Below are 22,293 nucleotides of genomic sequence, written 5' to 3' on the forward strand. Positions count from 1 at the left end.
TGCAGTGGATGTTGGATGTGCGGTGTCAGATGTGCGATGTCAGATGTGCGGTGTCAGATGTGCGGTGTCAGATGTGCGATGTCAGATGTGAGGTGTCAGATGTGCGGTGTCAGAACGTGGTACATCTGACATCTGACATCGTACATCATACATCATACATCATACATCATACATTTCCCGTTGGGTGCAGCCGACGAGGACGAAATTGGGGAAGGACCGGAAGAAGAGGTCGTAGTGAAGATTGAGTTCGTCGCGGACGATTTGGCCGGTGGCCTGGGCCAGGTCGACGCGCAAGTCCTGGCGAAAATCAAGCTGCCGGCGGCCGAAAGCTTTGTACATGGCCTCTTTAGCCGCCCAGCAGAGGTGCATCTGGAAGAGCGCGTCGTTTTCCGTCAACTGGGCCAACTCCGGGGGATTCATGAAGCGATCAGCCAGCACCTCGATGCGCGGAACGATGCGTTGCACATCGATGCCACAAGACCGGGGGTGGGCGATGGCGGCGGCGTAGTTGACCGTATGGCTGATGGAAATGTGGAAATGGGTGTCGCGCAGGTGGGGTTTGCCAGCACTGTCTTTGTACATTTCGCCCCGTTCGCCGCGCCCGCTCATGACGTGCAGGAGCATGCGGGCGGCCAGGAACTCCCGGCGGCGGCCAGTTCCTTTGATGCCGGCCAGCGCGGTGGCTTCGGCCGGGAACAGGTTGACCCGCTCGCGGAGCCAGTCTTCGGATTCAGTGATGTGCCAGAGGCCCCACTCGCCGGGGGGCTGGAGCTGCTCGTGCAGAATGACGGCCAAACGCAGATAATTTTGGCCAAAGGTAGCGTGCTGGGCCGGGCTGACAAAAGGGTAGGGGAGAAGGGCCTGGTTTGCCGATTGGCTAGCCGAAGTGGACTTCCCCCATATGGTCCAGCTGGATGCAGTAGCGCATGACGAGTAGTGACACAGTCAGAAGAAGTAGCAGTCCCAGCGCTTGCCCCAGGTCAGAGAAACCTGCGACGGTATAGCCGATGGACCAAAAGAGCAATGTGAGAAAAAAGGGTTTCATGTTCAAGGGGGGGATGACGGAGCTGGAAACGTAATAGGGTTACTGTTAAAACCAGCCGCCGTTACCCCGTGTTCGCCGAAGTTCATCGAAGAAGCCAGCCGGGCAAGCGCTGGACGAAGCCCAATAGAGTTTTCGCAAAGCAGGATTTTTTCGGTACCGCAATTGTTGTTATTGGTGTAGTGACATATATTATTGATGTATCGACAGGGAATTATTTTTTGCTTGGGTGGAAAAATTAACGTTTAAAATTTTTTACTATCGCTGGTGGAGAATACTTTTGAATAAAATAAACCTAAATACTGCCTTATGAGACTTCTCGCTTCTCGCTTCTCGCTTCTCGCTTTAGTGCTTGTTAGCTTAATTTTTATCCCTTCTTGTGAAAAGGAAGAACTTCTTCTGCACACTGAGCAAGGCACCTCAAGCCACCACCCTGCCATTGTTTTTGACGTAGGGACCCTAAGTTACCGGCCCAAAACAATAGGCTTGGTGGAAACCGTTTTAGGCCCCGACCGCCAAAATCCCTTTACACTGGAAAACATGAAAGCTGCTGCAATTGCAGCTACCGGATCCCAAGGAACCCGAATCATAACCGACAAATACGTTGTGTTCAAGCCACAAACTTTAGAGCACTTGCTTTTGCTGGAGGAAGAGGATTTGTTTCTGTTGGAATTCCCTTGGACCAAAGAAATCATTGTCAAGGGAGACTACTATGGGGACTATTCCGATTCTACCAGTTTCCCTAACTTGTATACGGTGGTTGCTGCAGATTATGTTTTCCCCAGTGTTCCTTATGAGTTGATTGCCAACCTTGATCTTTCTGAAAAGGAGGAGATCATTTTGGAAGAAGCTTTTGACAGGACGGGTAACAAGCCGGAATGGGATTCCATTTACAAAAACCAGGGCGACTACTGTTTCGAAAACCGATTAGCCCTTGAATGTGACGATAATGGCACCTTTGGTGGCGGCACGGGCGGAGGTGGTCCTCTGAATGCTTGTGGTTGTCCGATTCCTTCTAACTCCAGATTTCCCAGCGGTTGTATCCAGGTAGAGGACACGGAGTTTGGTGCTTTCCAGGGCGTTCGACGCGTGCGGGTAGTTGGGAAAAACAGTTGGTTTACCTGGCGTACGGCCGATACGAATGATCAGGGTTGCTGGACCATTAACCGGCGATTTTCTGGCAAAGCCTGGTTCTGGGTGAATTTCAAAAATGAAGGTCGGCTCAAGCTACGATTTGCGGGCGTTAATGGATGGCGATTCTGGCAAAAAGCCTTCGCGGGGGAACATTACATTGGTAGGATTAATGGTCCTGTCTTCAACAATATCCTTGTGCGCTACAACAGCCGCCAAGACAATGCAGTTGGCACCGAAGGCCATTACACGTGGGCGGGCGCTACCGTAAACAACGCTTTGCATGAATACTATGACCGTGCGAATGCGGAAGGGTTTAACACTCCTCCCGACATTAATACGCTGGTGATGCTGGGCAGAACGGATGGTTTTGCTACGATGTTGCGGCAGATGGGGGCTGGTAACTTTAGGAATGCTTTTGCTGATGGAGTGGCGATTGGTTCGGGCGCTGGCTCGGGCTTGCAGTCGCCTATCGCAGCGATAGTTTTTCTAGCTACGGGTTTTCAAAATACCCAAGTTCCTTTAGCGAACTTAAGAACCTATCTCGGCGACGTTAACATCGGTGGTAATTATATGAATTCAGACCTTCTTAAGCGCCTCTCCTACCACGAAATTGGCCACAGCGCACATTTCACGAACGCAGGGACGGCTTACTGGAAAGACGTGATCCGCGCCGAGGTAGCCGCTGGTGGCCACGGCGATGAAGACAGCCACCTTGCTGGCCACATCCAAGTGGCCGAAAGTTGGGCCGAGCATATTGCGTTGACTATGACTGGAAGGCAGTATGTTAGTGCAAATCAATTAAATAGTGGGTTCGGAGCTAGCAACGGGTGGTGGAATCGCCTTGAGGAGTTAAGGAATGAAACCTTTGGCCACATCCCCATCGGTCTTTACAACGATTTAATCGATGGGATACATCTCAAGGAGAAAGTCAGGGATGAAAATAGTTTCCAGATGTTTGAGCTCCTTGACCCTGTCTCGGGATACAGCAATGCATTTTTTACCTCCCAATTGGGCGAAACCGTTGACTCGCCAGCCCAGTTCCGTTTACGGTGTCTCAATGCCTTACCCACCGGCGTTCCTACAGCTTCAGTAAATGCACTTTTTGAAGAATACTAGTCAATGTGTAAGGTAAGATATCTTTTACTACTTCTGGGGGCATCCGTCTTATTTCTGAATGGAACTTGCGAAGACGAGTGCCCCCATATTCTAACACCTTTTGGCTACGAAATGAATGCCGAAGTTACTATTTATCCGCTTCGAGATACTTTTCGTACGGGAGACACCATCAACGTTTCTTTTCGATTGCCTCGTGAGGTTGAAAATAATGGTACTGGAACCATTCTTAAGTTGACAAATGTAGACATCACCACTAGAGCGGCAATTGAAATAATTGACCAAGTGACGGAGAGCACAGATATTGTTTCGGCGTTGTTTAATGATGTTGATCTAATCACCTATCCAGATACTACAGGGGACGTTCAACTGGTACGCCTTGGGCCAAGCTCCGGTTATGTACAAGGAATTCCAGAACCAAATAGTCAAGGAGATTACACTTATGCTTTTGCCTTTGTGCCAAAGTCATTAGGATTGTATCGATTTGCGTACGGGGCGGTTAATTTTGGCGAAGAATTAGGGCTTCGAGATAATATTTTGGAGATTGAGCAAGAATGTGATAACAGTAATATTTTCAAACTTCTTTATTTGAAGCTGGTGGATGGTAACGACGATAATTTGGATATGTTGTGCCAAAGCACCGTGTCAACTTTCTGCGTGTTAGATGAGCCCCGTCGTTCCGATTTATATGAAGACTATCGCCGCCAAGCTACTTTCATTTTTAGAGTATTAGAGTAATCAACTTTCCAGGCGCTTGGCTAATGTGTACCTTTGTTGTACCTTCAATTTGCAACAGGGTACGTTTGCCTTAAGAGTCTTACTATGTACGTAATCAGACATATTTTACTACTTCTGGGGGCATTCGTCCTATTCCTGAATGGAACTTGTGAAGACGAGTGTCCCCATGAGTTGGGGCCTTTCGGGTACGTTTTTCACGCAGAAGTCACATTATCACCTCTCCAAGAAACATACCGTGTGGGTGATACCATCAACGTCGCTTTTCGGATGCCGGGGGAGATTTTAAATGAGGGGACTTCTACTTTTGTAAAACTAAGCCACGTTGATATACGCACCTTGTCATCAATATCTAGAATTGATTTACCTATTACGATACCGGAGTTACGAGGGGATGTTTTCCATAATTTTCAATTAATAACTTATCCTCAATCAGTCGGTCAGGTGAGACTAGTTAGAATAAACGATTTTTCCTCAGATGCTGAAAGTGTCCCCTTAAGAAATACCCACGGAGACTATGTTTTCAATTACTCCTTAGTTGCAAAAACAGCTGGGCTATATTCTTTTGGGTTTGGTTCTATCAATTTTGGAGAAGAACTTGGATTTCAAGAAAACATCGTGGAAATTGAGGGTGAATGTAATACAACAAAACAGTTGTATACGATACTCCAAAATCCGCTGCCCGGGAACTTAGATTTGCGCTGTGAAAGTAATGTCATTGATTACTGTATCTCCGATGAGCCACGCCGTACCGAGGCTTATGAAACGTATAGAAAGCGTGCCAATCATGTTTTTAGAGTAGTAGAGTAGTAAACTTCGCAGATATTTGGTCAGTGAGTAACTTTGATATAGCTTTAACCCGTAACGGTACAGTTGCTTTAAGATAATGCCCATGTGTAAGGTCAGACATCTTTTAATACTCCTGGGGGCATCCGTCTTATTCCTGAATGGAACTTGTGAGGAGGAGTGCCCCCACGAGTTGGGGCCTTTGGGTTACGTTTTGCATGCTGAGGTGACTTTCTCTCCCTTGCGCGATACCTATCGGGTGGGAGATACTATTGACGTTGCTTTTAGGTTGCCGGGAGTAGTCCGCAGCGAAGGCACTTCAACTTTTGTCAATTTAAAACGTGTTGATATCAGATCGCGTTCTTCCGCGAGTAGAATTGATCAAATTCTGAACATTGAAGATAGGATTACAGATGTTTTTCATAACTTTGATTTATTGACCTTTCCAGGTGCTATTGGAAATGTTGAATTAGAGAGAATTTCAGAACTTAGTTCCGGAGTCTTTGCCGAGCCCGAGCAAGATGCAAACGGAGATTTCGTATATTCCTTTTCCCTGGTTCCTAAATCAGTAGGACTTTATTTCTACAGCTTTGCGTCAATAATTTTTGGTCAACAACTCGGTTTGAGCGAGAATATAGTTGAAATAGAAGATGAGTGTGAAACTACTAAGGTGCTATATAGAATCTTGAATGGCGCTACTGACGAGAACTTGGATTTACTGTGTGAGAGTAGTATGGAGAGTTTATGCGTCACAGACGAGCCCCGTCGCTCAAAACTATACGAAAATTATCGCCGCCAAGCCTTTCACGTCTTCCGGGTGGTAGAATAGCAAATCCACTGGCCTATATTTTCTAGCAGGGGATGCCAGTTGGCCCTCGGTAATTTTGAACGAAGATCAACCACCCCCCACCACCCCGTGTTCGCCGAAGCATGCTCACCAGAATCAACGAACGCACCGGCCACCAAGCCGCCATCTACGCCCTGTGCCCTGCGCCGGGGGGCTTTTTCAGCGCGGCGGCCGACGGCTACCTCGTCCGTTGGCAAGCCGATGATGCCGAACTGGGCAAGGTGGTCGCCCAGGTAGAAGGGGGGAAGTTTCTTTGCCTGACTACGCTATACGACGGCGGTTTGGTAGCTGGTGCCCTCGACGGTGGCGTCCACTGGCTCTACCCCGGCGCAGCAGAACGCAACCTCCACATCGCCCAGCACCGCCGCGGGGTCTTCGCCATCTGCCGCGTCGGGGACGAAGTCTTTACCGGCGGCGGCGACGGCATCCTCACCCGCTGGAACGCCCACACCGGCCGCACCCTGGAAAGCCTGCCGCTGAGCGCCAACTCCCTGCGTTGCATCGCCCACTTCCCCGCCGCCAATGCCTTACTCGTTGGGGCCAGCGACGGGCAGATCTACACGGTAAGTCTTCCAGATTTTACGCTCATCCACACCGTCCCGGCCAACGAACCCTCCGTATTCACCGTAGTTCCGATTCCCCCAGGCCTGGGCCCTGGCTACATCAGCGGGGGCCGCGATGCCCGCCTGCGGGTCTTCGGTTACCCGGTGGGAAAAGAAATCCAACTTCCCCCCGTCACCGACGCCCACCTGAGCACCGTCAACGCCATGGCCTTCGACCCCACGGGACAATTCCTGGCCACCGCCAGCCGCGATAAAACCGTCAAACTCTGGAAGGCCGACACCCTCGAACTCCTTAAAGTGTGTGAAGTCGTCCGCGACCGTGGCCACGTCAATTCCGTAAACACCCTGCTTTGGCTGGACGATAAACACCTGCTCACCGCCGGAGATGACCGCCGCATCCTGGAGTGGCGACTGAACGACCAAACGTAGGCTGTCTAATTAATTGGGGTGAGCCCGTACGCTCGTAAGACTGCCTAGGTTGAGACCCTCTGGGTCGATCGAGCCAGGCACCGTGGTGTATTCTCCTACAACCCAGAGGGTCTCGACCTGGTAAGCGCTTGAGCCTCCCACGGTTGATCTGGGGTTGAGCCCCCAACGAATGGGCCAAAGTGAGTACGGCTGCGGCCTAGCTAAGTAGACAGCCTACGACTAAACGCCAGCACTTCAATCCTCCTCATTACCCGCAATGTGGATGGTGACCCGGGTGCCGGTGTGTTCCCGGTCCGGGTACAGGTCTTCCGTTTGGTAGCTCACCGTAACGGACTCGTGCTCGCGGAGTAGGCGCCGCCGGTCTTCCAAAATCTGGGTTGCGCGGGAAACGTGTTCACGTCCCAACTGCGCCGCCCCGGCAGCCTTGCGGCCCACGCCATTGTCGGTAATGGTGCAGACGATGACTTCCTCCAAGGCATCGCGCAGCTCAAACCGCAGCCACAATTTGCCCCCTTCCTGGATCGGCCCCAGGCCATGGTTGATGGCATTTTCCACGATGGGCTGGAGCAGCAGCGAGGGGACTTCGTCCATCTCCAGGTCGAGCTCCGGGTCCACGTAAAGCTCGAAATCGAACTTGCCCGGGAAGCGCAACTGCTCTAAACCCACGTAGCGACGCAGCATGTCGATCTCTTCCCCGATGGGGATAAATTGCTTGCGGGAGGATTCCAGAAACAAACGCATCAGGCGGGCAAAGTCAGTGAGGTATCCGGTGGCCGTTTCTACGTCTTTGGTGTTGCGGATGAATTCCCGGATGGCGTTCATGGCATTGGAAATGAAGTGCGGGTTCATTTGCTGGCGGATGGCGCGCAACTCCAGGTTTTGCAATTGCCGCTTGTGCTCAAATACCTTGCGCATCTGCCGGATGCGGTTTTCTTGCCACTGGTAGAATGCGCCAATGGCGGTGAGGATGAGCAGCAGATAAAACCAGGCTTGGTTGTACCAAGGTTTCAGTACCGTTATGGGTAAGCTGACGATCTCCCCACTCTCGCGCCCAAATCCGTCGATGGCCCGCAGTTGAAAGGTATAACGGCCGGGTGGCAAGCGGGTGTACCGCACCGCGTTGGCCGTTTCCATCGGGTGCCAATCGGGGTCATAGCCCACCAGGCGGGTTTGGTAGAGGCGGTCGCCCGGCGCAAACAGGTCGGGGATGGTGTATTCCAGCGTAAAGTACACCACCGAGGGGTCAATGACTAAACCCGCCTCCTGCTCCCGGGTAATGGGGTGCACGCTTTCGTAACCCACCCGCTCGTCCAGTACCCGGTAGCGAAGCAGCACGGGCCGGAACGGACTGGGCTTGGGCAGCAGATCCTCAACTTTAAAAGAGGTAAAGCCATTGATGCCCCCGGCGTACCAACGTGCGTCGGTGGGGTTGTAAAATAAGGCAGGGGTATTGAATTCGTTGCTGGGCAAGCCGTGGGCGGTGGTGAATACCGATTGTTTCCCATCCCAGTGGATGACCAAGCCATTGAAGGTAGCAATCAAAAGCTCACCTCCCGCGGCAAGTCGCAGCCCCGCAATGTCGTTGCTGGGGAGGTAGAGAAATTTTTTGGGGTCGTAATCCGGGCTTCCCTCTTCCATTATTCCCCCCGCGTGACGGAAGACCTCCGTTTCCGGATTAAAACTGTACAGCCCCGCGCCAATGGTTCCCAGTAGCAATTGCCCGTTACTTCGGACCAAAATATCCGAAATCGTCACTTGCCTGCCCTGGTCAAAATGGTAGTTGTGTAGCCGTTCAGTCAGGTAATCAAAGCGGTACAACCCGCCAATGGAGCCCAGCCAGTAACACTGCCGGCTGCTGTCTTTGACTACCCGCCGGGCCCAGCCCGCAATGTGCGTTTCCGGTCCGGCCGGCAGCACGGGCAAAAAAACATCTCGGTCGGGGTAAAAGTAATAGAGCTTTCCTTCCGTATGGTTTTTGCTGTGCTCCGTTACCACCAGCAGCTCGTCATCCGTTCGCCCGGGAATAATCCAGCGGGTCACTTGGTTAGGATCGGGCATGGCCCACCGCTTCCACTCGTCAGTACGGGGTCGGTAGCGGTACACGTGGCCAGTATCTACTTCACCCCGGAAACAACTCATGCCATAAATATCACCTCGGTAGTTGATCAGTTCTGAGCCGCAGCCGAATTGGTTGGCCACCGCGCCACTATTGTCGCGCATCAGCAACGTATCCACGTCCTGCCCGTCAGGACCCACGCGAAACCAGTGCGGGGTGCGGGAATCTTTGTTAGCGTAAACGTTCCCCTCGTCGTCCGCCGCAAAGCCACGCATTACCTCCCCGAATTGGCCCGGCTTCACTTGCCGGTAGAGGTAATTCCGGAACCGCTGCACCTCCTGACGGAAAAAAGACAAGACGATCAGCCCGCCGTGGGTATTGAGGTGGATGTCCCGCCGAAAATCGCTTCCGGTAATCGTTAAAATACGGTTTTCGCGTTTGAGGATCCAGTCCATGGAGTAGGTCTGTCCATTCTCCAGCATCACCAAATCGTGGAAGCGCAAAGAGGTCTCTCCCAAGTTGCCCAGCATTAAGCGGTGGTGTTCGTCTTCGCTGGCGTAATTTACCGGCAATCCCGTGGGAAGCCCGGGATGCAGGACGGGCGTTGCGGTGCCCGTGGCAACGTGGTAAAGTTTGCCGCCGCCGCTGATCCAGATGCGGTCTCCCCGGTCCAGATGCAATAGGTCGTAAGGCTCCGTAAAAGGTAAAGGGATTACCTTGGTTCCGGCCGGCGAATGGTGGACCAACTGATGACCCAGCTCCTGGTACAACAGGTAATGGGTCGAATCGGCGTAAATGAGTCGGTCACCGCGCTGGGCAAAAGCTTCCAGCGTATGGTAGCGTTGTGGCCGATCTCCCCGCCGGAAGGCAAAAATGCCGTCGCCGCAAACAAAAAACACCCGGCCCGCCCGGGAAAATACCGCACCGCCGAATTCCCCCTCCAGGGTTTCCGTCAGCCGCGCTCCACTGGCTTCCAAAAGGGTTGGGTCGAAGATTTCAATGGAGTCACCCAGGCCTTTCGGTAACGCAATGAGCGTCCCGTCCGGACTGGCCCGGAACTCACCCTTAAAGCGTTGGGGGAAATGCGAAAATGGACTGGCCTCGTAGCCATCGTAACGCGCCAGGCCGCTTTCCGTCGCCAGCCAGAGGAGATGACGCTGGTCGTACGCCGTATTGTTTACCCGTCGGTTGAGCAGCCCATCGTCCAGGCCCAGGTAATGCTGCCGGACTTGCCCAAAGCTGCTTTCCTGGCCCCGGGCTACCGTTACGGCACCGACCAACAGGAAAATTCCCAGTCCGCGAGTCACTACCTTTTTCAGCAACATAACCAATCAGCCTGATGTTACCCACCGGATTGGACAGCAAGCGTAGCCATCGCTTCCTTCCTGGGGTAATTTCGGGCCGAAGTTAGCACCTTTATTTCATCCCCCAACTGTTTGAACTTCATCCCCTTTTACCGTATGAACGCACTACTGATTGACGATGAATCCGCCGCAATTTCCGAATTGCGCAACCGCCTGCTGGCCGCTCATCCCGCCATCCGCATCGTCGGGGAGGCCATGAACGTCCGCGATGGCCTGAAGAAAATTAATGCGTTAAGGCCCGACCTGCTTTTTCTGGACATTGAAATGCCCGGAGGCAATGGCTTCGAGTTGGTCCGGCAATTGCCACCAGACCACCGGCCGGAGATCATCTTCGTCACCAGCCAGGGCACTTACGCCCTCCAGGCCTTTCGCGTGGCCGCCCTGTCCTATATCCTCAAACCCGTCGACGCCGACGAATTGAAGGCCGCCGTCGACCTGGCCACCATCCGCCTGCGGGAAAAAAACAGCGGCCAGCGCCTGGAAGTACTCCTCGAAAACCTACGCACCGATAACCCCGCCGATAAACGCATCGGCATCCCTTCCGAAGATGGCGTGGAGTTCGTCGAAGCCAGCGAAATCATCTACTGCGAAGGCGTGGAAGGCTATACCCGCTTCCACCTGAAAAATGGGAAAACCCGCCTTTCGGCCTACAGCATCGGCCACTACCTCAGAATGTTGGAACCCTTTAATTTCTTTGCTATCCACCGTTCTTTCCTGGTTAATCACCACCATGTGGTCAGCTACGCCAACTCCGGCGTGCTCGATCTTTCCAACGGAACCCAACTGGAAGTAAGTCGCCGGCGTCGCGGCCCCGTCAAAGAATGGTTGGGCCTTTAGCCTGGCTGAAGGCCAGAAAAGGGCGACCGACGCGGTCGTTTTGCCGCTGCTCAAACGAAAGATACCGCTCGTGGCACGGCCCTTGTTTCCCGCTGCGGGCCAGCGCTATCTTTGGAACATCCTAGAAATTGACGCCGTACCCGATCTGTTTTCTTTCCGCATCGTGAATAATCCCTACGTTTTTCCCGCAGCTATGAACAACAGTAACACCTGTACACAATTTTCACCACGATAGCCAATTAGACCCAGCCCGCTCTTCCTTCACCGGAGAGCGGGTTCTTTTTTGGCGCGGACGCAGGTGCTGGGGTAAGGGACAAAAGAGCGGGGCGAGCTCCAGCCACCGCCCTCCGGAGAATAGCCGAATTTTTCCCCCTCCCACACCCCTCTTTCCCGGGCGAGCAAACGGTCGGAGCACCTACCTTTGACCCATGTACCGCAGCCTTGTCATCAAAGTAGGAACCAACGTCCTCACCCGCCCGGATGGTCGCCTGGACATCACCAATATCAGCCACCTGGTCGATCAGATCGCCGGCCTCAAAGCCGTAGGGATCTCGCTCGTTCTGGTCTCTTCCGGAGCCGTCGGTGCCGGTCGCGAAATCATGTCTTTCTCCGAAGACACCGGCGCGGTCGCCCAACGCCAGGTCCTCAGCGCCATCGGTCAGGTCCGGCTCATGGAGCTCTACCGGCAGCTCTTCGCCAGCCACGGGTTACTCTGCGCCCAGGTCTTAGCCACCAAGGGGGATTTCCGCGACGACCTCCACGCCGATAACATGCTCAACTGCTTTCGCGCCTTACTGCACGATCAGATCGTCCCCGTGGTCAACGAAAACGACGTCGTCGCCGTCACCGAGTTGATGTTTACCGATAACGACGAACTGGCGGGCCTCGTCGCCCGGATGCTGCAGGTCGATGCCCTGGTCATCCTCTCCAGCGTCGATGGCCTCTACGATGGCCCGCCCGACGCGCCCGGCAGCCAGCTCATCCGCGAGGTGGCCGCCGGTGATGACAGCGTGCTCCAGTTCGTACAGGAGAAAAAGACCGCCTTCGGGCGCGGCGGCATGGCCACGAAAATTCGCATCGCCACCAGCACCGCCAGCGTGGGCATCCCCGTCTTGCTCGGCAACGGCCGCAAACCCAATGTCCTGGACGATCTCCGCACCGGCCAGTGGGCGGGCACCACCGTCAAAGCCTGATCAGCGCTCCAGCCGCGACTGCTCCACCGCCCGCAAGTTCCGCCAGTCGGGGTAATTCCACCCCCGCCAGTCGTACTGCCGGAAGGTGCCCTCCCAGCGGTGCCTGAGCACCTGCTGCTTTACGCCGGGCTGCTCCAACAACAGAAAGGTATTGCGATCATCCAGAGACCATTCCAGGTAGTGCCAGTCAATGGCCTTTTCCCCGGGAACCGCCAGATTATAGCGGGTGATGACGCCCGGCCAGTTGACTGCCCCAAAGGCCAGTAGAAATAACCACGCCGCCAAACCATTGGTGTGCAGCAGGTAACTCAGGCTCAGTTTCCGGCCAATCTTGCGGTAGAGCGTAAACAAACCAAAAAGGATGAGCAACAGAACGAAGCCCACGTACACCCGCCCCATCGCCAGCCCGTAAGCATCAATGTAGTGGTAGTTCCGCAGCCCTACCGAAAGGGCCAGGAGGGCATTTTGCGCCAGCCAAAGCCTGGCCAGTGGTGCCAGCAACTCCCTCCCCGCCATGAAGTTCAGGCTTCCCCGGAAATAGTAAACCACCACGCCCATCGCCAGAAAAATCGAAAAAGTAAGGTTGTAGGTGCCCACGTGGACGTAGTGGCTCAGGGTGGCAGCGTCCAGGTTGCCACTGTCCAGCCACACGAAACGGAGGTCGGTGCTGTTCACGATGGCCAGCAATACATTAAGGAGTGCAAAAGTGAGCACCGCCCGGCGGTATTCGTTCTTCAGGGCCCGGAAGGGGTTAAGGACCTTAAACCAGTTTGGCCCCTCATCCGCACCCCGGCGCTTTAATTGGTCTTGAAAACCCGCCTGCCACTCTAGGACTTTCCGAGGGGAAGCCAATGGAAAAAAGAAGGCCGCCACCAAGAACAGCCCCAGCAGCGTGGTAAGCAAGGGCCCAATAACGTCCCAAAACCGCCACGAGAACAGGAAGAAGTTCCCCATTTTAGCAAAGCCCTCCGCAAAGCGAGTATTTCCCGCCAGGTAAAAACCAGTAAAAGCCAGTAAAATAAATGCTGGTACCAAGCCCTGCTTAAACCAAGCCAAAGCCGGCCACCGTGTTCTCACACCACTCCGTGCCCTCCACTGTCCTGCTACATCCCGCAGCCAGCGGATGTGACCCAAAAGCAAAGACCGCAGCCCCAGCAGCAGGCCAAACCACACAAAACGCAACTCCCGCTCCTGGGCGTACCCCAACACGAGCAGGAAGGTCAGGTGATGGGCCACCGTACTGGCCGACCCGTGTACCAACACTACACTCCCCGCCGCAAATAACAACCCCGCCACCGACCAACTGAAACCCCGGTACTGGCTCAGCTCGGGCCGGGCCCGCAAGGCCAGCCCAATCAAAAGCCCATCGAAGAGCAAAACGTTCAGCCCCAGCGGTGCGCGGTAGAACAAAAAGGCGTAGGACACTCCCAACACCAGCAACAGCAACGAACGTCGCAAGAAATCATTCATGGATTGTGTTGTAGTACTTTGAAATTCAAAGTTTATGAACAAAAAAATCAGCACGGGATTGCGTGCAGGTTTTGACTTTCCGTAGGGTGGGGGAGTATCCTTCCGCAGGGGGTGTGGAGCCCCGGCTCTCCCCCTTTGGGGGTTGGGGGGCCAACCAACTCCCCCCTTCGGGGGGTCGGGGGGGAGCACCTGCGGCCGCGCCCTAATTATCGATGCGGCGAATGAAGGATTCCAACTCCGCCAGGTGGGCCTCAAAAGCTTTGCGGCCCTCGGGAGTAGCCCGGTAACTGGTCTTGGGTTTGTCTTCCACAAATTTTTTCTCTACCTCAATCTGCTCTTCCTTCACCAGGGCCTTGAGGTGGCTGGCCAGGCTGCCGTCGGTGAGATCCAGGGCATCGCGGAGCGAAACGAAGTCCACCCAGTCGTTGACCAGCAAAATAGCCATAATGCCCATCCGCGTGCGGTGGTTAAACAGCTTATTGAGGCCATCAATCGAAACGGTGGTGAGGGGCAAAACGTCTTTCATACACGGTCGTATTTGCGGTACATCCACGTGCCATAAACGATGTGGAGCACCCCGAAGCCAAAGGCCCAGAAGTAGAGCCCGTAGCCGATGAAGAAACAAGAGATGAGGCCCAACAAGACTTCCAGGTACCCCAGGTAGCTGACCTCCTCGCGGGCGTAGCCACTGGCGTTAAGCAGGGCCAAACCGTAAAAGATGAGGGTGGCCGGCCCGATGAGCCCCCCGTGCTCCTGGTAGATCAGGCCCAGGCAGAACACTCCTCCCACCACCAGCGGCACCATCAGGTGAAAGATCAGTTTCAGCGCTTTTTTGTCCAGCAGGGTTTGTCCCAGCCGCCGCGCCCGCCGCCCCGTGAAGTAGTAGCCACAGGCCAGGGCCCCCAGCAAGACCAGGCTGCCCGTCAGCGCCAGAAACGGCAGCGGCGCAATGCCCCAGGGATGGGCTGAAGACAGCTCCAAAGACCGGCTGATGAACACCAACTCCTGCCCCCCCGCCCACTGGTAAGCCACCGTAGCCGCAACCCCCAGCAGCGCAAATGCCCCCGCCCCAATTCCCGAAAGCCCACTCAGGCCTATAAAGTAACGCGAACGCTCCATCAGCAGGCGGATTTCCCGCAGGTCATTGATGGGGTTGGCAATGGTTTTAGACATAAACGCTGCTTAATGAATGGCCAGGGAGACGAGAAGCACCAACGGAAAAAAAGCAGTAAAGTGCTTTGGTTCGCAAAGTTATGCACCCTTTCCCTGCCAAGCAAATCGTGGGCACTTTTTCTTGCGCAGCCCCCCCTTACCAGAGCCACTCAGGAAAGAAAATCACCAGCGCCAGCAAAGCCAACTGGATGAGCAAAAACGGCACGATGCCCCGATACAAATGCACGGTCTTCACCTCCGGCGGGGCCACCCCCTTCAGGTAAAACAGGGCGAAACCGAAGGGCGGGGAGAGGAAACTGGTTTGCAGGTTGATCCCCAGCAAAATCCCCAGCCAGATCAGGTCCGTTTCGTAAGCCACAAAAAGCGGCGTGACCACCGGGACGATGATGAAGATGATCTCAATAAAATCGATGAAAAACCCGGCGATGAAAACCACCACCATCACTAAAAAAAGGAATTGGTATTCCGTCAGGTCGCTGCGCTCAATGAGCTGGACCAAAAAGCGATCGCCCCCCAGTTCCCGGAAGACGAGGGAAAAGGTAGTAGCGCCCAGCAAGATCATGAAGACCATCGCCGTCAGGTGCGTCGTTTCGCGGCAAACGTCTTTTACCGTGGGCCAGGTCAGTTTTTGCTGGCTCCAGGTCAGCAGCATGGCCCCCGCTGCCCCGATCGCCGCTGCTTCGGTAGGCGACGCAAACCCGATGATGATGGACCCCAACACAGCCACGATCAGCAGTAGGGGCAAGACCAGGCTCTGCACCAGATTGCGTAAAAACGCGGCGTTCCAGGGGCTGCCTTCGCGGTGGCCAGAGGGGAAGAGCTTTGGCCGCAGGACGCCCAGCGCCAGGATGTAGAGCACGTAGGCACCCACGAGCAGCAGGCTCGGCACGAGGGCCGCACTGAACAATTTACCCACCGATACCCCCAGCACACTCCCCAGCAAAACCAGGACCACCGAGGGCGGAATAATCTGCCCCAGCGTCCCCGAAGCAGCAATCACCCCCGTGGCCAGACTTGGCGGGTAGCCCCGCTTGAGCATTGGCGGCAGGCTGATGAGGCCCATGGTAATCACCGTTGCCCCGACGATGCCCGTCGACGCCGCCAACAGCGCCCCCACTACGATAACGGACACGGCCATCCCGCCCCGCACCCGCCCGAAGAGCTCCGACATCGTGTGCAGCATCCGTTCGGCCAGTCCGCTTTTCTCCAGCATGATGCCCATGAAAACGAACAGCGGCACGGCCAGCAATACTGAGTTTTCCATCACCCCCATCACGCGGTTGGGCAGGAGCGTCAGCACGGCCAGGTCCAGAAAACAGACGGCGTAGAGCAAGGAAAGCCCACACAGCGTAAACGCCACCGGGTAACCGTACAACACCAGCAGGAAAATGCTGATGAACAGGAAGATTGCGAGAATGGCCAGGCTCATTTATTCCGCTTCGTCTTCTGCCCACTCCCAATCCAGGCCGTCGGGCTCAAAGTAGACCGTCAGTCCAGTCGCAATGCCCTGCAAAATCAGCAGCCCCGCCGCAACGGGAATCATTGCCTTGATGGGAAAAAAATAGGGAATTCCGTTGGGGTTGGGGCTGCCCTCGCTGCCCCGCCAGGCTTCGGCCGCGTAGTGCCAGCCCGTGACCAGCAAGACCACCGCCCAGGGCAGGAGGAAAAAAACGGTGCCCACCAGGTTCACCAGCCGCTTATCCCGCCGCGCAAAGCGCTCGTAGAAAAGGTCCACCCGCACGTGCCGGTCCTGCTGCAGGGCGTAGGGGATGCCCAGCAGGAAAATCACCGCAAACAGGTGCCATTCCAGTTCAATCACCCACGCCCCCGTCAGGGAAAAAAGGGCGCGCAAACTGACGTCCACTACGATCAAAACGATCAGGACTAAGTTCAGATACCCGGCTCCCTTGCCCAACAGGCCGATGAGCCGCTCGACGCTGCGGATGAATTTTTCTGGCTTTTTCACTGCGCTAAAGGTACGCCTACCGTTTGATAAAGCGTACCGTTTCCACCCGGCCGTCGGGCGCCGTAGTCTGTAGCAGATAGGGGCCCGCTGGCAGGTGCAAGGCCCGGATGGGGAGCAAGGATTGACCGACCGTCCCCGCCTGAAGCTCCCGACCACCCAGCGAAAGGATGCGGTAGCGGTAGGTGCCATCCGTCGGTACCCCCCGCAGCTGCAAGGCATCCGTAACCGGGTTGGGCCGAACGCTCAATCCCTCCCTCCGCCCCGCAGCCGTTACTGCAACGGTATTGCTGAAAGTATAGTCGCCGCTGTAGTCCGTTTGCCGGATCCGGTAGTAGATAGTCCCGCCCAGAATCCGTGCATCGCGGTAGGTGTACTGCCGTTCTCCCCGGAAGTTGCCGTCAGCGCTGATGTTGGCCAGGGCCACGAAGCGGCGCCCATCGGTACTGCTTTCTACCGTGAAAAATTCGTTGTTCACCTGCTCCGCTACCGCCCAACGCAGTTCCCGTTCCTTCCCCACGGTTGCTACGGTGAGGGGCCCGGACCACCGCACCGGCAATGGTGCCAGGTTGAGGTCGGCCGGCGGAGCGAAGGCCGTTCCCGCATCCGGCGGATAGGCCCCGGTGGGGTTGATGGCCAGGTAATCAAAGCAGGCTCCGTAGTCGTCGCCCCCCGAACGGCCAATATCGATGCGCGCACTGGTGGCACCGGAGGTGGTTTCACTTTCCCCACTGGCAAAGACGGTCGGGGATTCCTCCAGGTACACCCGGGTGAAGAGCGGCCCGCCGGGGGTAGGGTTGCTGCCAAATGTGATGCGGATGATGCGGTAAGGATCATTATCCCAGAAGCCTTCCGGAAAATCAAAGGTGGGGTCGCCGGGCGTCTGCTGCAATTGGATGTTGCTCCGGTTAATGCGCAGCTTTTGGCGCCAGCCCCGGCCGTAGAATTCCACGTAGGTAATGTTGTTGTTGGCGGGAATGGGGGCCAGGCGGAGGAGGACCGTGACTTCATCGTCCGTCATCTGCCGGTAGCGCCAGCGGTAGTTGCCCGTAGTGCCCTGGTCGGAAAGGTGGCAATGCTGGTTGTTGCCCAGCTCGGAGGGGATGCGCGAAGTACTGTCGATGGCGGCATCGCCCGCAACGTTGAAGTCAAAAGAGAACACACTGCTGTGCTCCACTTCCGGGCGGGCGTGCCCCCGCGCCACGTCCCAGTCACCGTCGTCCGGGTTCACCAGGGTGCTGAAGGTGGCCACGGTATTGCGCCGCTCTCCGCTGGAGCTCACCGCGCCGACCTGGTAATAGTAGGTCGTACCCGCCACCAGGGTAGGCGAGAAGGTGGCGGCAGTGACGTTGGCCACCAGCCCCGGCGTGGGCGTAGTGCCCAGGTAAACGTTGTAGGAGGTGGCCCCGGCGGAGGGCTCCCACACCAGTGGCATGTACAGAGGGACGTTCGCCGATCCCTCCAACGGCAAGGCCAGGCGCACCGTGTCGGGCAGACCCAGGTCGGGGAGCAAAGACGGACAAAGCGAAGCGGCCACCTCCGAAGAACAGAAGTTGGCAAAGCGCACAATCTCATCCTTCAGGGGCGGATTGGCCGTAGCGTTGTACGCGCGGTAAATGCCCCACTTCGGGCGGTTGATGACGTTGTTCGAAGTGGGTGCTCCCCGGAACAGGTCGATGTTCGGATTGGCGTAGCTGATGATGCTGGCACCGGTAAGGACGTCGTTGACGGTAAACGTAAGCGCGCCGTCGTTGCGGTGCTCCTGGCGCAGGTACACCTCCACCCACCGCCCCCGGAAGTCGCTGAGCGGGGCGGAGACGAGCGAGCCCTGGGTGCCCGCCGGATTTTCGTCGCCCGCGTGGTGCCGCAGTTCCACAATGCTGGCCCGTGCGGTAATCGTCAGGATGGGGAAGTCGGAATCCGATCCCCCCTGGGCCTTGTTCTGGAAAAGGTGGCAAAAACTGCTGGCCCCCACGAAGTCGGCCGGCAACTGAAATTGCCAGCGGTAGAAGGTTTCGTCTCCGTAGGCGTGTTCCAGCTCAGGGTCGGTGCTGCCCTGGGGGCCACCTTTGATCTCGATGCGCGCCCGGTCGAAAACCACGCAGCGGTCGTTGTCTTCGTCGATGTGACTGACGAAGGCGAAGACGTTTTGGTCGAGTTCAGCGTCGGCAACCTGCAGGATGTGTTGCCCGAAAGACTGGTGGCTGCCCGTGCCGGGGCTGACGCAATCGGGGCTGCTGTTGTCCGGCCCTTCCACCCCAAACTGGGCGGCGGCCAGCGTAGCGTATCCTCCGCCGGAGGACGCACTGGCGTTGGCCGTAGCCTGCGCCCACAGGGCACCCGTGCCGGCCAGCAACAGGGCAATTGCCATCGTCATTCGTAATACAGTTCCCATGATCGTCCATTTTTCGTCGCCTCCGGGATTGGGGCGGCACTGCTGCTTAGGACGCTGCGGGGGGAACTTGTCCCGTACAAAGCCAGCTCGCTACTCCCGGAGTTTCCGGTACGCCTGGCCGAGGTGGGAGACCACGTCTTCGGCCAGCAAAAACTCCTGGCTGAGTTCCTCGGCAGCCAGGTCGCCCGCCAGGCCGTGGAGATAAACCCCCAGGCGAGCGGCCGTGACGGGGTCGTAGCCCTGAGCCAGCAGACCGGTCAGTACCCCCGTCAGGGCATCGCCGGTGCCGGCCGTCCCCATGCCCGGATTGCCGGTGGGGTTGAAGTAAAGCTCGCCCCCGGGAGTGGCAATGGAGGTGAATCCGGTTTTCAGGACGATGACCAGTCCATTGCGCTTCGCAACTTCCCGCTGCACCTGCCACCGGGCAAAATCATGCTCCGTCTCCCCGAATAAGCGGGCAAATTCCTTGGGGTGGGGCGTCAGGAGGCTGTTTTTGGGGATCAGTTTCAGGAGCTCCGGGTGGGCGGCAATGATGTTGATGGCGTCGGCGTCGATTACCATGGGCCGCTCGTAGCGGGACAGCACGGAGCGCACGGCCTCAACCGTCAGGGCTTCCTGGCCGATGCCGGGGCCGATGCCGATGCTGTCGTAGGCCCCCAAGTCACCGATTTCCGTGCTGTGGTAGCGGTGGGTATCGACCTTGCACATGGCTTCCGGAAAGCTGATCTGCATAATTTCGTAGCCACTGCGGGGGATATGGCAGGTGAGCAACCCCGCCCCGGCGCGCAGTACCGCGCGGCCGGCAATGACTGCCGCGCCCATCGTGCCGAAGGCTCCGGCGACCAAAAAAGCGTGACCGAAAGTGCCCTTGTGGTCGTTGGCGTAGCGCTTTTTGAGCAGGCCACCTAGTTCACTGGCGTCGTTCAGCGTCGCCTGATAAGCAGGGCCACCGCCTACTTCCGGATGGAGGCGGTCGGGGTCCGCCAGGGGGAAAGTAACCAGCTCCCAATTGCCCAGCAACTGGGTATTGGCCGGAGCAAAAAGGGCCAGCTTGGGCAGGCCGAGGCACAGCGTCAGATCGGCGTGTACGCAGGGGCCTTCCTGCGGCCCGTCGGAAGATAAGCCGCTGGGCAGGTCAACGGCCACGCGGAAGTTCGGCAACGCATTGAGGTAATCGATCAATTCGGCCCAGTAGCCCGCCACCGGGCGGCCCAGGCCTGTGCCGAACAGCGCATCCACCACCACCGCCTCGGGGGCAATCGCCGGCCAGGGATCGCCCTGGGTCAGTTGCCGGACTTCAATTCCCTGTCCCTTCAGCCGTTTGAAGTTGTCCTGATTGTCTGCACTCCGCGTCCCGATGTTGGCCTGGATGACGGAGACTTTATAGTTGCGCGACTTGAGCCGGCGGGCCACCACGAGGCCATCGCCTCCGTTGTTTCCCGTGCCGCAAACGACGACCACGGGACGTTCCGGATCGGGAAAATGGCGGGTGAATGCCTTAGTGAAGGCCTTGGCGGCGCGCTCCATAAGTTCGCCGCTCGTGATTTTTTCGGCGCGAATGGTGGCTTGGTCCAGGGCGCGGAGTTGGGCGGCAGTGAGGATGCGCATCAGGGCTGGTTTTGGGTAATATGGGCGTTATCATAAGCCTCCGGGCAGTGAACTGTCCCGGTGCGGCGCAAAGCTACGGTGCGGGAGTGGCCTGGCAGCGGGTCAACCGGCCAGGTGCAGATAAAATAATGTCAGGTTGGGGGGGCAACGTAGCTATTCGCTGATTTCCAGATGGTTAGATGGCAATGGTTTTGTAGTTCGGTAGTTCCGGTAGTGGGCATTGTCAACTACCGAATTACAAAACTGCCGAACTGTATTCTAAAAGTTGTTGAAAATCAATGGGTTGTGATTGTTTCAAGGGCTTAACCCCACGTTAAAATAACGCAGTTGCCTAATCCTTCTGTTCTTCCAGCTCGGCGTCTTTGCGGTCGAATCTGAGCACCCGGTTGCGGCTCTTGAAAGGGACGTAGCGGTAAGGACGTTCCTGGAGATCCGTGAAGAGCGTATCGGCTGCGAGTGTGGCGCTGTTGAGGCGGTCGTAAATGGCGTCGTCTTTCAACAGTTTACCCAGGGTTCCCTGGCCGGATTCGATGCTGTTCATCAGGTTGTTGACGCCCCCGATGGCTGCGTTGGCCTGGTTAAGGGTGCCCTTGAGGCTCTGGATGGCGCTGTTGACTTCGGCCATCGTCTGGTCAAGCTCAATGCGGCTGAGGCGTCCGGTAAGCTCGTTGGCATTGTCAATGATGCTGGCAATGGAGGCCTGCTTATCAGCCAGCGTACCAGTGATGGTTTCCAGGTTGTCAAAGGTGTTGTTGATCTCTCCTGCGTTGGCGTCCATGATGTTTTGCAGGCGGGCGGTAGCCATTTTCAGGTTCTCCATCGTCACGGCCAGGTCGTTGGTGGAGCGTGCAATGGGGTTGTCGCTGTTCTCATCGAAGAGCATGTACTCCAGGCTATCGAGCGCCCCGTTGAGCTGGCTTTGGATGCCATCCAGCGGACTTTCGCCGTCGCCTCCCCCCATCAGCGAAGCCAGAATGCCCTTGGTGCCGCTGGCGATTTCCGTACCGCTTTCGGCACAGTCGCCATCGCCAAAGCAGGGTTTTTCGTACTGCAAGTCAATGGCTTTTTCGCCCAGCAGGCTCACGGTGGTGATGTAGGCGCGGGAATCGACGGGAACGTTCACGCCCTTGCGGACGGTCATCGTTACCCGTACGGTCCGCGTTTGCTGGTCCAGGTCGATGCCACTGACGGATCCGACGGTCACCCCACTGATCTGCACCGGCGTGCCCACCGTCAGTCCCGCCACGTTGGTGTAGTAGGTGTGGTAGGTATTGGCGGTGGTAAACAGGTTGGTGCCCTGAATGTATTTGTACCCCCAGACGGCCAGGATAATGGCCGCGAGTGCGAGGATTCCAATCTTAACTTCGTAACGCATATACGGGATACTGATGGCGGGCCCAGGTTGACAAATCAGACCCTCCCTTTCGGTGAGTGTTCAGTGGGATTCGGTTGCTGTAACGCGGCAGGCGCAAACATGGTTTGGCGGTAGCCAAAAATGCGGGGTGCTTCCTCTTCAGGGCGCGGCCGCAGGTGCTCCCCCCCAACCCCCCGAAGGGGGGAGACCGGATGAAGGAGCAAGGCGAGG

The 22,293-nt window shown here is 56.5% G+C and carries 17 protein-coding genes; 7 read left to right on the forward strand and 10 right to left on the reverse strand.

All coding sequences use genetic code 11. The features are described from left to right. Positions 1-159: 159 nt before the first annotated feature. Entirely contained in the window at positions 160-795 is a 636-nt protein-coding gene (locus tag H9S92_RS10705; protein ID WP_187466703.1) for a 4'-phosphopantetheinyl transferase family protein, read from the reverse strand. Positions 796-1,351: 556 nt separating this feature from the next. On the opposite strand from H9S92_RS10705, the gene H9S92_RS10710 reads away from it, so the two are divergent. The 5 genes from H9S92_RS10710 to H9S92_RS10730 all read left to right on the forward strand — a co-directional run bounded on the left by H9S92_RS10710 (position 1,352) and on the right by H9S92_RS10730 (position 6,649). After that, complete coding sequence (locus H9S92_RS10710) at positions 1,352-3,292, forward strand: hypothetical protein (RefSeq protein ID WP_187466704.1); 1,941 nt, start codon at positions 1,352-1,354, stop codon at positions 3,290-3,292. 111 nt (positions 3,293-3,403) lie between these two features. Further along, on the forward strand, positions 3,404-4,027 hold the full coding sequence (locus H9S92_RS10715; protein WP_187466705.1) for a hypothetical protein: 624 nt from the start codon (positions 3,404-3,406) through the stop codon (positions 4,025-4,027). Between the two features lie 237 nt (positions 4,028-4,264). Continuing rightward, entirely contained in the window at positions 4,265-4,834 is a 570-nt protein-coding gene (locus H9S92_RS10720) for a hypothetical protein (protein WP_187466706.1), read from the forward strand. 217 nt (positions 4,835-5,051) lie between these two features. Beyond that, positions 5,052-5,639 (forward strand): hypothetical protein, encoded by a 588-nt coding sequence (locus H9S92_RS10725; protein ID WP_187466707.1) that lies wholly within the window; start codon positions 5,052-5,054, stop codon positions 5,637-5,639. Between the two features lie 101 nt (positions 5,640-5,740). Further along, entirely contained in the window at positions 5,741-6,649 is a 909-nt protein-coding gene (locus H9S92_RS10730; protein ID WP_187466708.1) for a WD40 repeat domain-containing protein, read from the forward strand. A 234-nt stretch (positions 6,650-6,883) separates the two neighbouring features. Here the strand turns inward: H9S92_RS10730 and H9S92_RS10735 are convergent, their stop codons facing one another. Beyond that, a complete protein-coding gene (locus tag H9S92_RS10735; protein ID WP_187466709.1) occupies positions 6,884-10,030 on the reverse strand; it encodes a sensor histidine kinase in 3,147 nt (1,048 codons plus the stop codon). A 135-nt stretch (positions 10,031-10,165) separates the two neighbouring features. Between H9S92_RS10735 and H9S92_RS10740 the strand changes: the two genes are divergently transcribed. Continuing rightward, positions 10,166-10,906: a LytR/AlgR family response regulator transcription factor gene (locus tag H9S92_RS10740; protein ID WP_187466710.1), complete on the forward strand. Its 741-nt coding sequence runs from the start codon at positions 10,166-10,168 to the stop codon at positions 10,904-10,906. A 428-nt stretch (positions 10,907-11,334) separates the two neighbouring features. Further along, entirely contained in the window at positions 11,335-12,099 is a 765-nt protein-coding gene (gene proB, locus H9S92_RS10745) for a glutamate 5-kinase (RefSeq protein WP_187466711.1), read from the forward strand. Here the strand turns inward: proB and H9S92_RS10750 are convergent, their stop codons facing one another. The 8 genes from H9S92_RS10750 to H9S92_RS10785 all read right to left on the reverse strand — a co-directional run bounded on the left by H9S92_RS10750 (position 12,100) and on the right by H9S92_RS10785 (position 22,083). Continuing rightward, entirely contained in the window at positions 12,100-13,569 is a 1,470-nt protein-coding gene (locus tag H9S92_RS10750) for a DUF4153 domain-containing protein (RefSeq protein ID WP_187466712.1), read from the reverse strand. Between the two features lie 202 nt (positions 13,570-13,771). After that, positions 13,772-14,095, reverse strand: a complete 324-nt coding sequence (locus H9S92_RS10755; RefSeq protein ID WP_187466713.1) for a winged helix-turn-helix domain-containing protein — start codon at positions 14,093-14,095, stop codon at positions 13,772-13,774. Next, positions 14,092-14,742, reverse strand: coding sequence for a hypothetical protein (locus H9S92_RS10760; RefSeq protein ID WP_187466714.1), 651 nt, complete (start codon positions 14,740-14,742; stop codon positions 14,092-14,094). The genes H9S92_RS10755 and H9S92_RS10760 overlap by 4 nt, the downstream gene beginning before the upstream one ends. Positions 14,743-14,878: 136 nt before the next feature. After that, on the reverse strand, positions 14,879-16,171 hold the full coding sequence (locus tag H9S92_RS10765; RefSeq protein ID WP_187466715.1) for a TRAP transporter large permease: 1,293 nt from the start codon (positions 16,169-16,171) through the stop codon (positions 14,879-14,881). After that, on the reverse strand, positions 16,172-16,708 hold the full coding sequence (locus tag H9S92_RS10770) for a TRAP transporter small permease subunit (protein WP_290283248.1): 537 nt from the start codon (positions 16,706-16,708) through the stop codon (positions 16,172-16,174). It lies immediately after the preceding gene. 16 nt (positions 16,709-16,724) lie between these two features. Then, positions 16,725-19,100, reverse strand: coding sequence for a hypothetical protein (locus H9S92_RS10775; RefSeq protein ID WP_187466716.1), 2,376 nt, complete (start codon positions 19,098-19,100; stop codon positions 16,725-16,727). A 90-nt stretch (positions 19,101-19,190) separates the two neighbouring features. Continuing rightward, complete coding sequence (locus H9S92_RS10780; RefSeq protein WP_187466717.1) at positions 19,191-20,708, reverse strand: NAD(P)H-hydrate dehydratase; 1,518 nt, start codon at positions 20,706-20,708, stop codon at positions 19,191-19,193. 331 nt (positions 20,709-21,039) lie between these two features. Then, positions 21,040-22,083 (reverse strand): MlaD family protein, encoded by a 1,044-nt coding sequence (locus H9S92_RS10785; RefSeq protein ID WP_187466718.1) that lies wholly within the window; start codon positions 22,081-22,083, stop codon positions 21,040-21,042. Positions 22,084-22,293 lie beyond the last annotated feature (210 nt).

This window comes from Neolewinella lacunae, assembly GCF_014349155.1.
Taxonomy (GTDB): Bacteria; Bacteroidota; Bacteroidia; order Chitinophagales; family Saprospiraceae; genus Neolewinella; species Neolewinella lacunae.

What these genes read in the sequence shown, in the direction of transcription:
- H9S92_RS10715 (WP_187466705.1), top strand. Translation starts at nt 3,404, where the DNA reads ATGAATGCCGAAGTTACTATTTATCCGCTTCGAGATACTTTTCGTACG.
- H9S92_RS10735 (WP_187466709.1), bottom strand. Translation starts at nt 10,030, where the DNA reads ATGTTGCTGAAAAAGGTAGTGACTCGCGGACTGGGAATTTTCCTGTTG.
- H9S92_RS10765 (WP_187466715.1), bottom strand. Translation starts at nt 16,171, where the DNA reads ATGAGCCTGGCCATTCTCGCAATCTTCCTGTTCATCAGCATTTTCCTG.
- H9S92_RS10755 (WP_187466713.1), bottom strand. Translation starts at nt 14,095, where the DNA reads ATGAAAGACGTTTTGCCCCTCACCACCGTTTCGATTGATGGCCTCAAT.
- H9S92_RS10775 (WP_187466716.1), bottom strand. Translation starts at nt 19,100, where the DNA reads ATGGGAACTGTATTACGAATGACGATGGCAATTGCCCTGTTGCTGGCC.
- H9S92_RS10750 (WP_187466712.1), bottom strand. Translation starts at nt 13,569, where the DNA reads ATGAATGATTTCTTGCGACGTTCGTTGCTGTTGCTGGTGTTGGGAGTG.
- H9S92_RS10710 (WP_187466704.1), top strand. Translation starts at nt 1,352, where the DNA reads ATGAGACTTCTCGCTTCTCGCTTCTCGCTTCTCGCTTTAGTGCTTGTT.
- H9S92_RS10740 (WP_187466710.1), top strand. Translation starts at nt 10,166, where the DNA reads ATGAACGCACTACTGATTGACGATGAATCCGCCGCAATTTCCGAATTG.
- H9S92_RS10730 (WP_187466708.1), top strand. Translation starts at nt 5,741, where the DNA reads ATGCTCACCAGAATCAACGAACGCACCGGCCACCAAGCCGCCATCTAC.
- H9S92_RS10785 (WP_187466718.1), bottom strand. Translation starts at nt 22,083, where the DNA reads ATGCGTTACGAAGTTAAGATTGGAATCCTCGCACTCGCGGCCATTATC.
- H9S92_RS10780 (WP_187466717.1), bottom strand. Translation starts at nt 20,708, where the DNA reads ATGCGCATCCTCACTGCCGCCCAACTCCGCGCCCTGGACCAAGCCACC.
- H9S92_RS10760 (WP_187466714.1), bottom strand. Translation starts at nt 14,742, where the DNA reads ATGTCTAAAACCATTGCCAACCCCATCAATGACCTGCGGGAAATCCGC.
- proB (WP_187466711.1), top strand. Translation starts at nt 11,335, where the DNA reads ATGTACCGCAGCCTTGTCATCAAAGTAGGAACCAACGTCCTCACCCGC.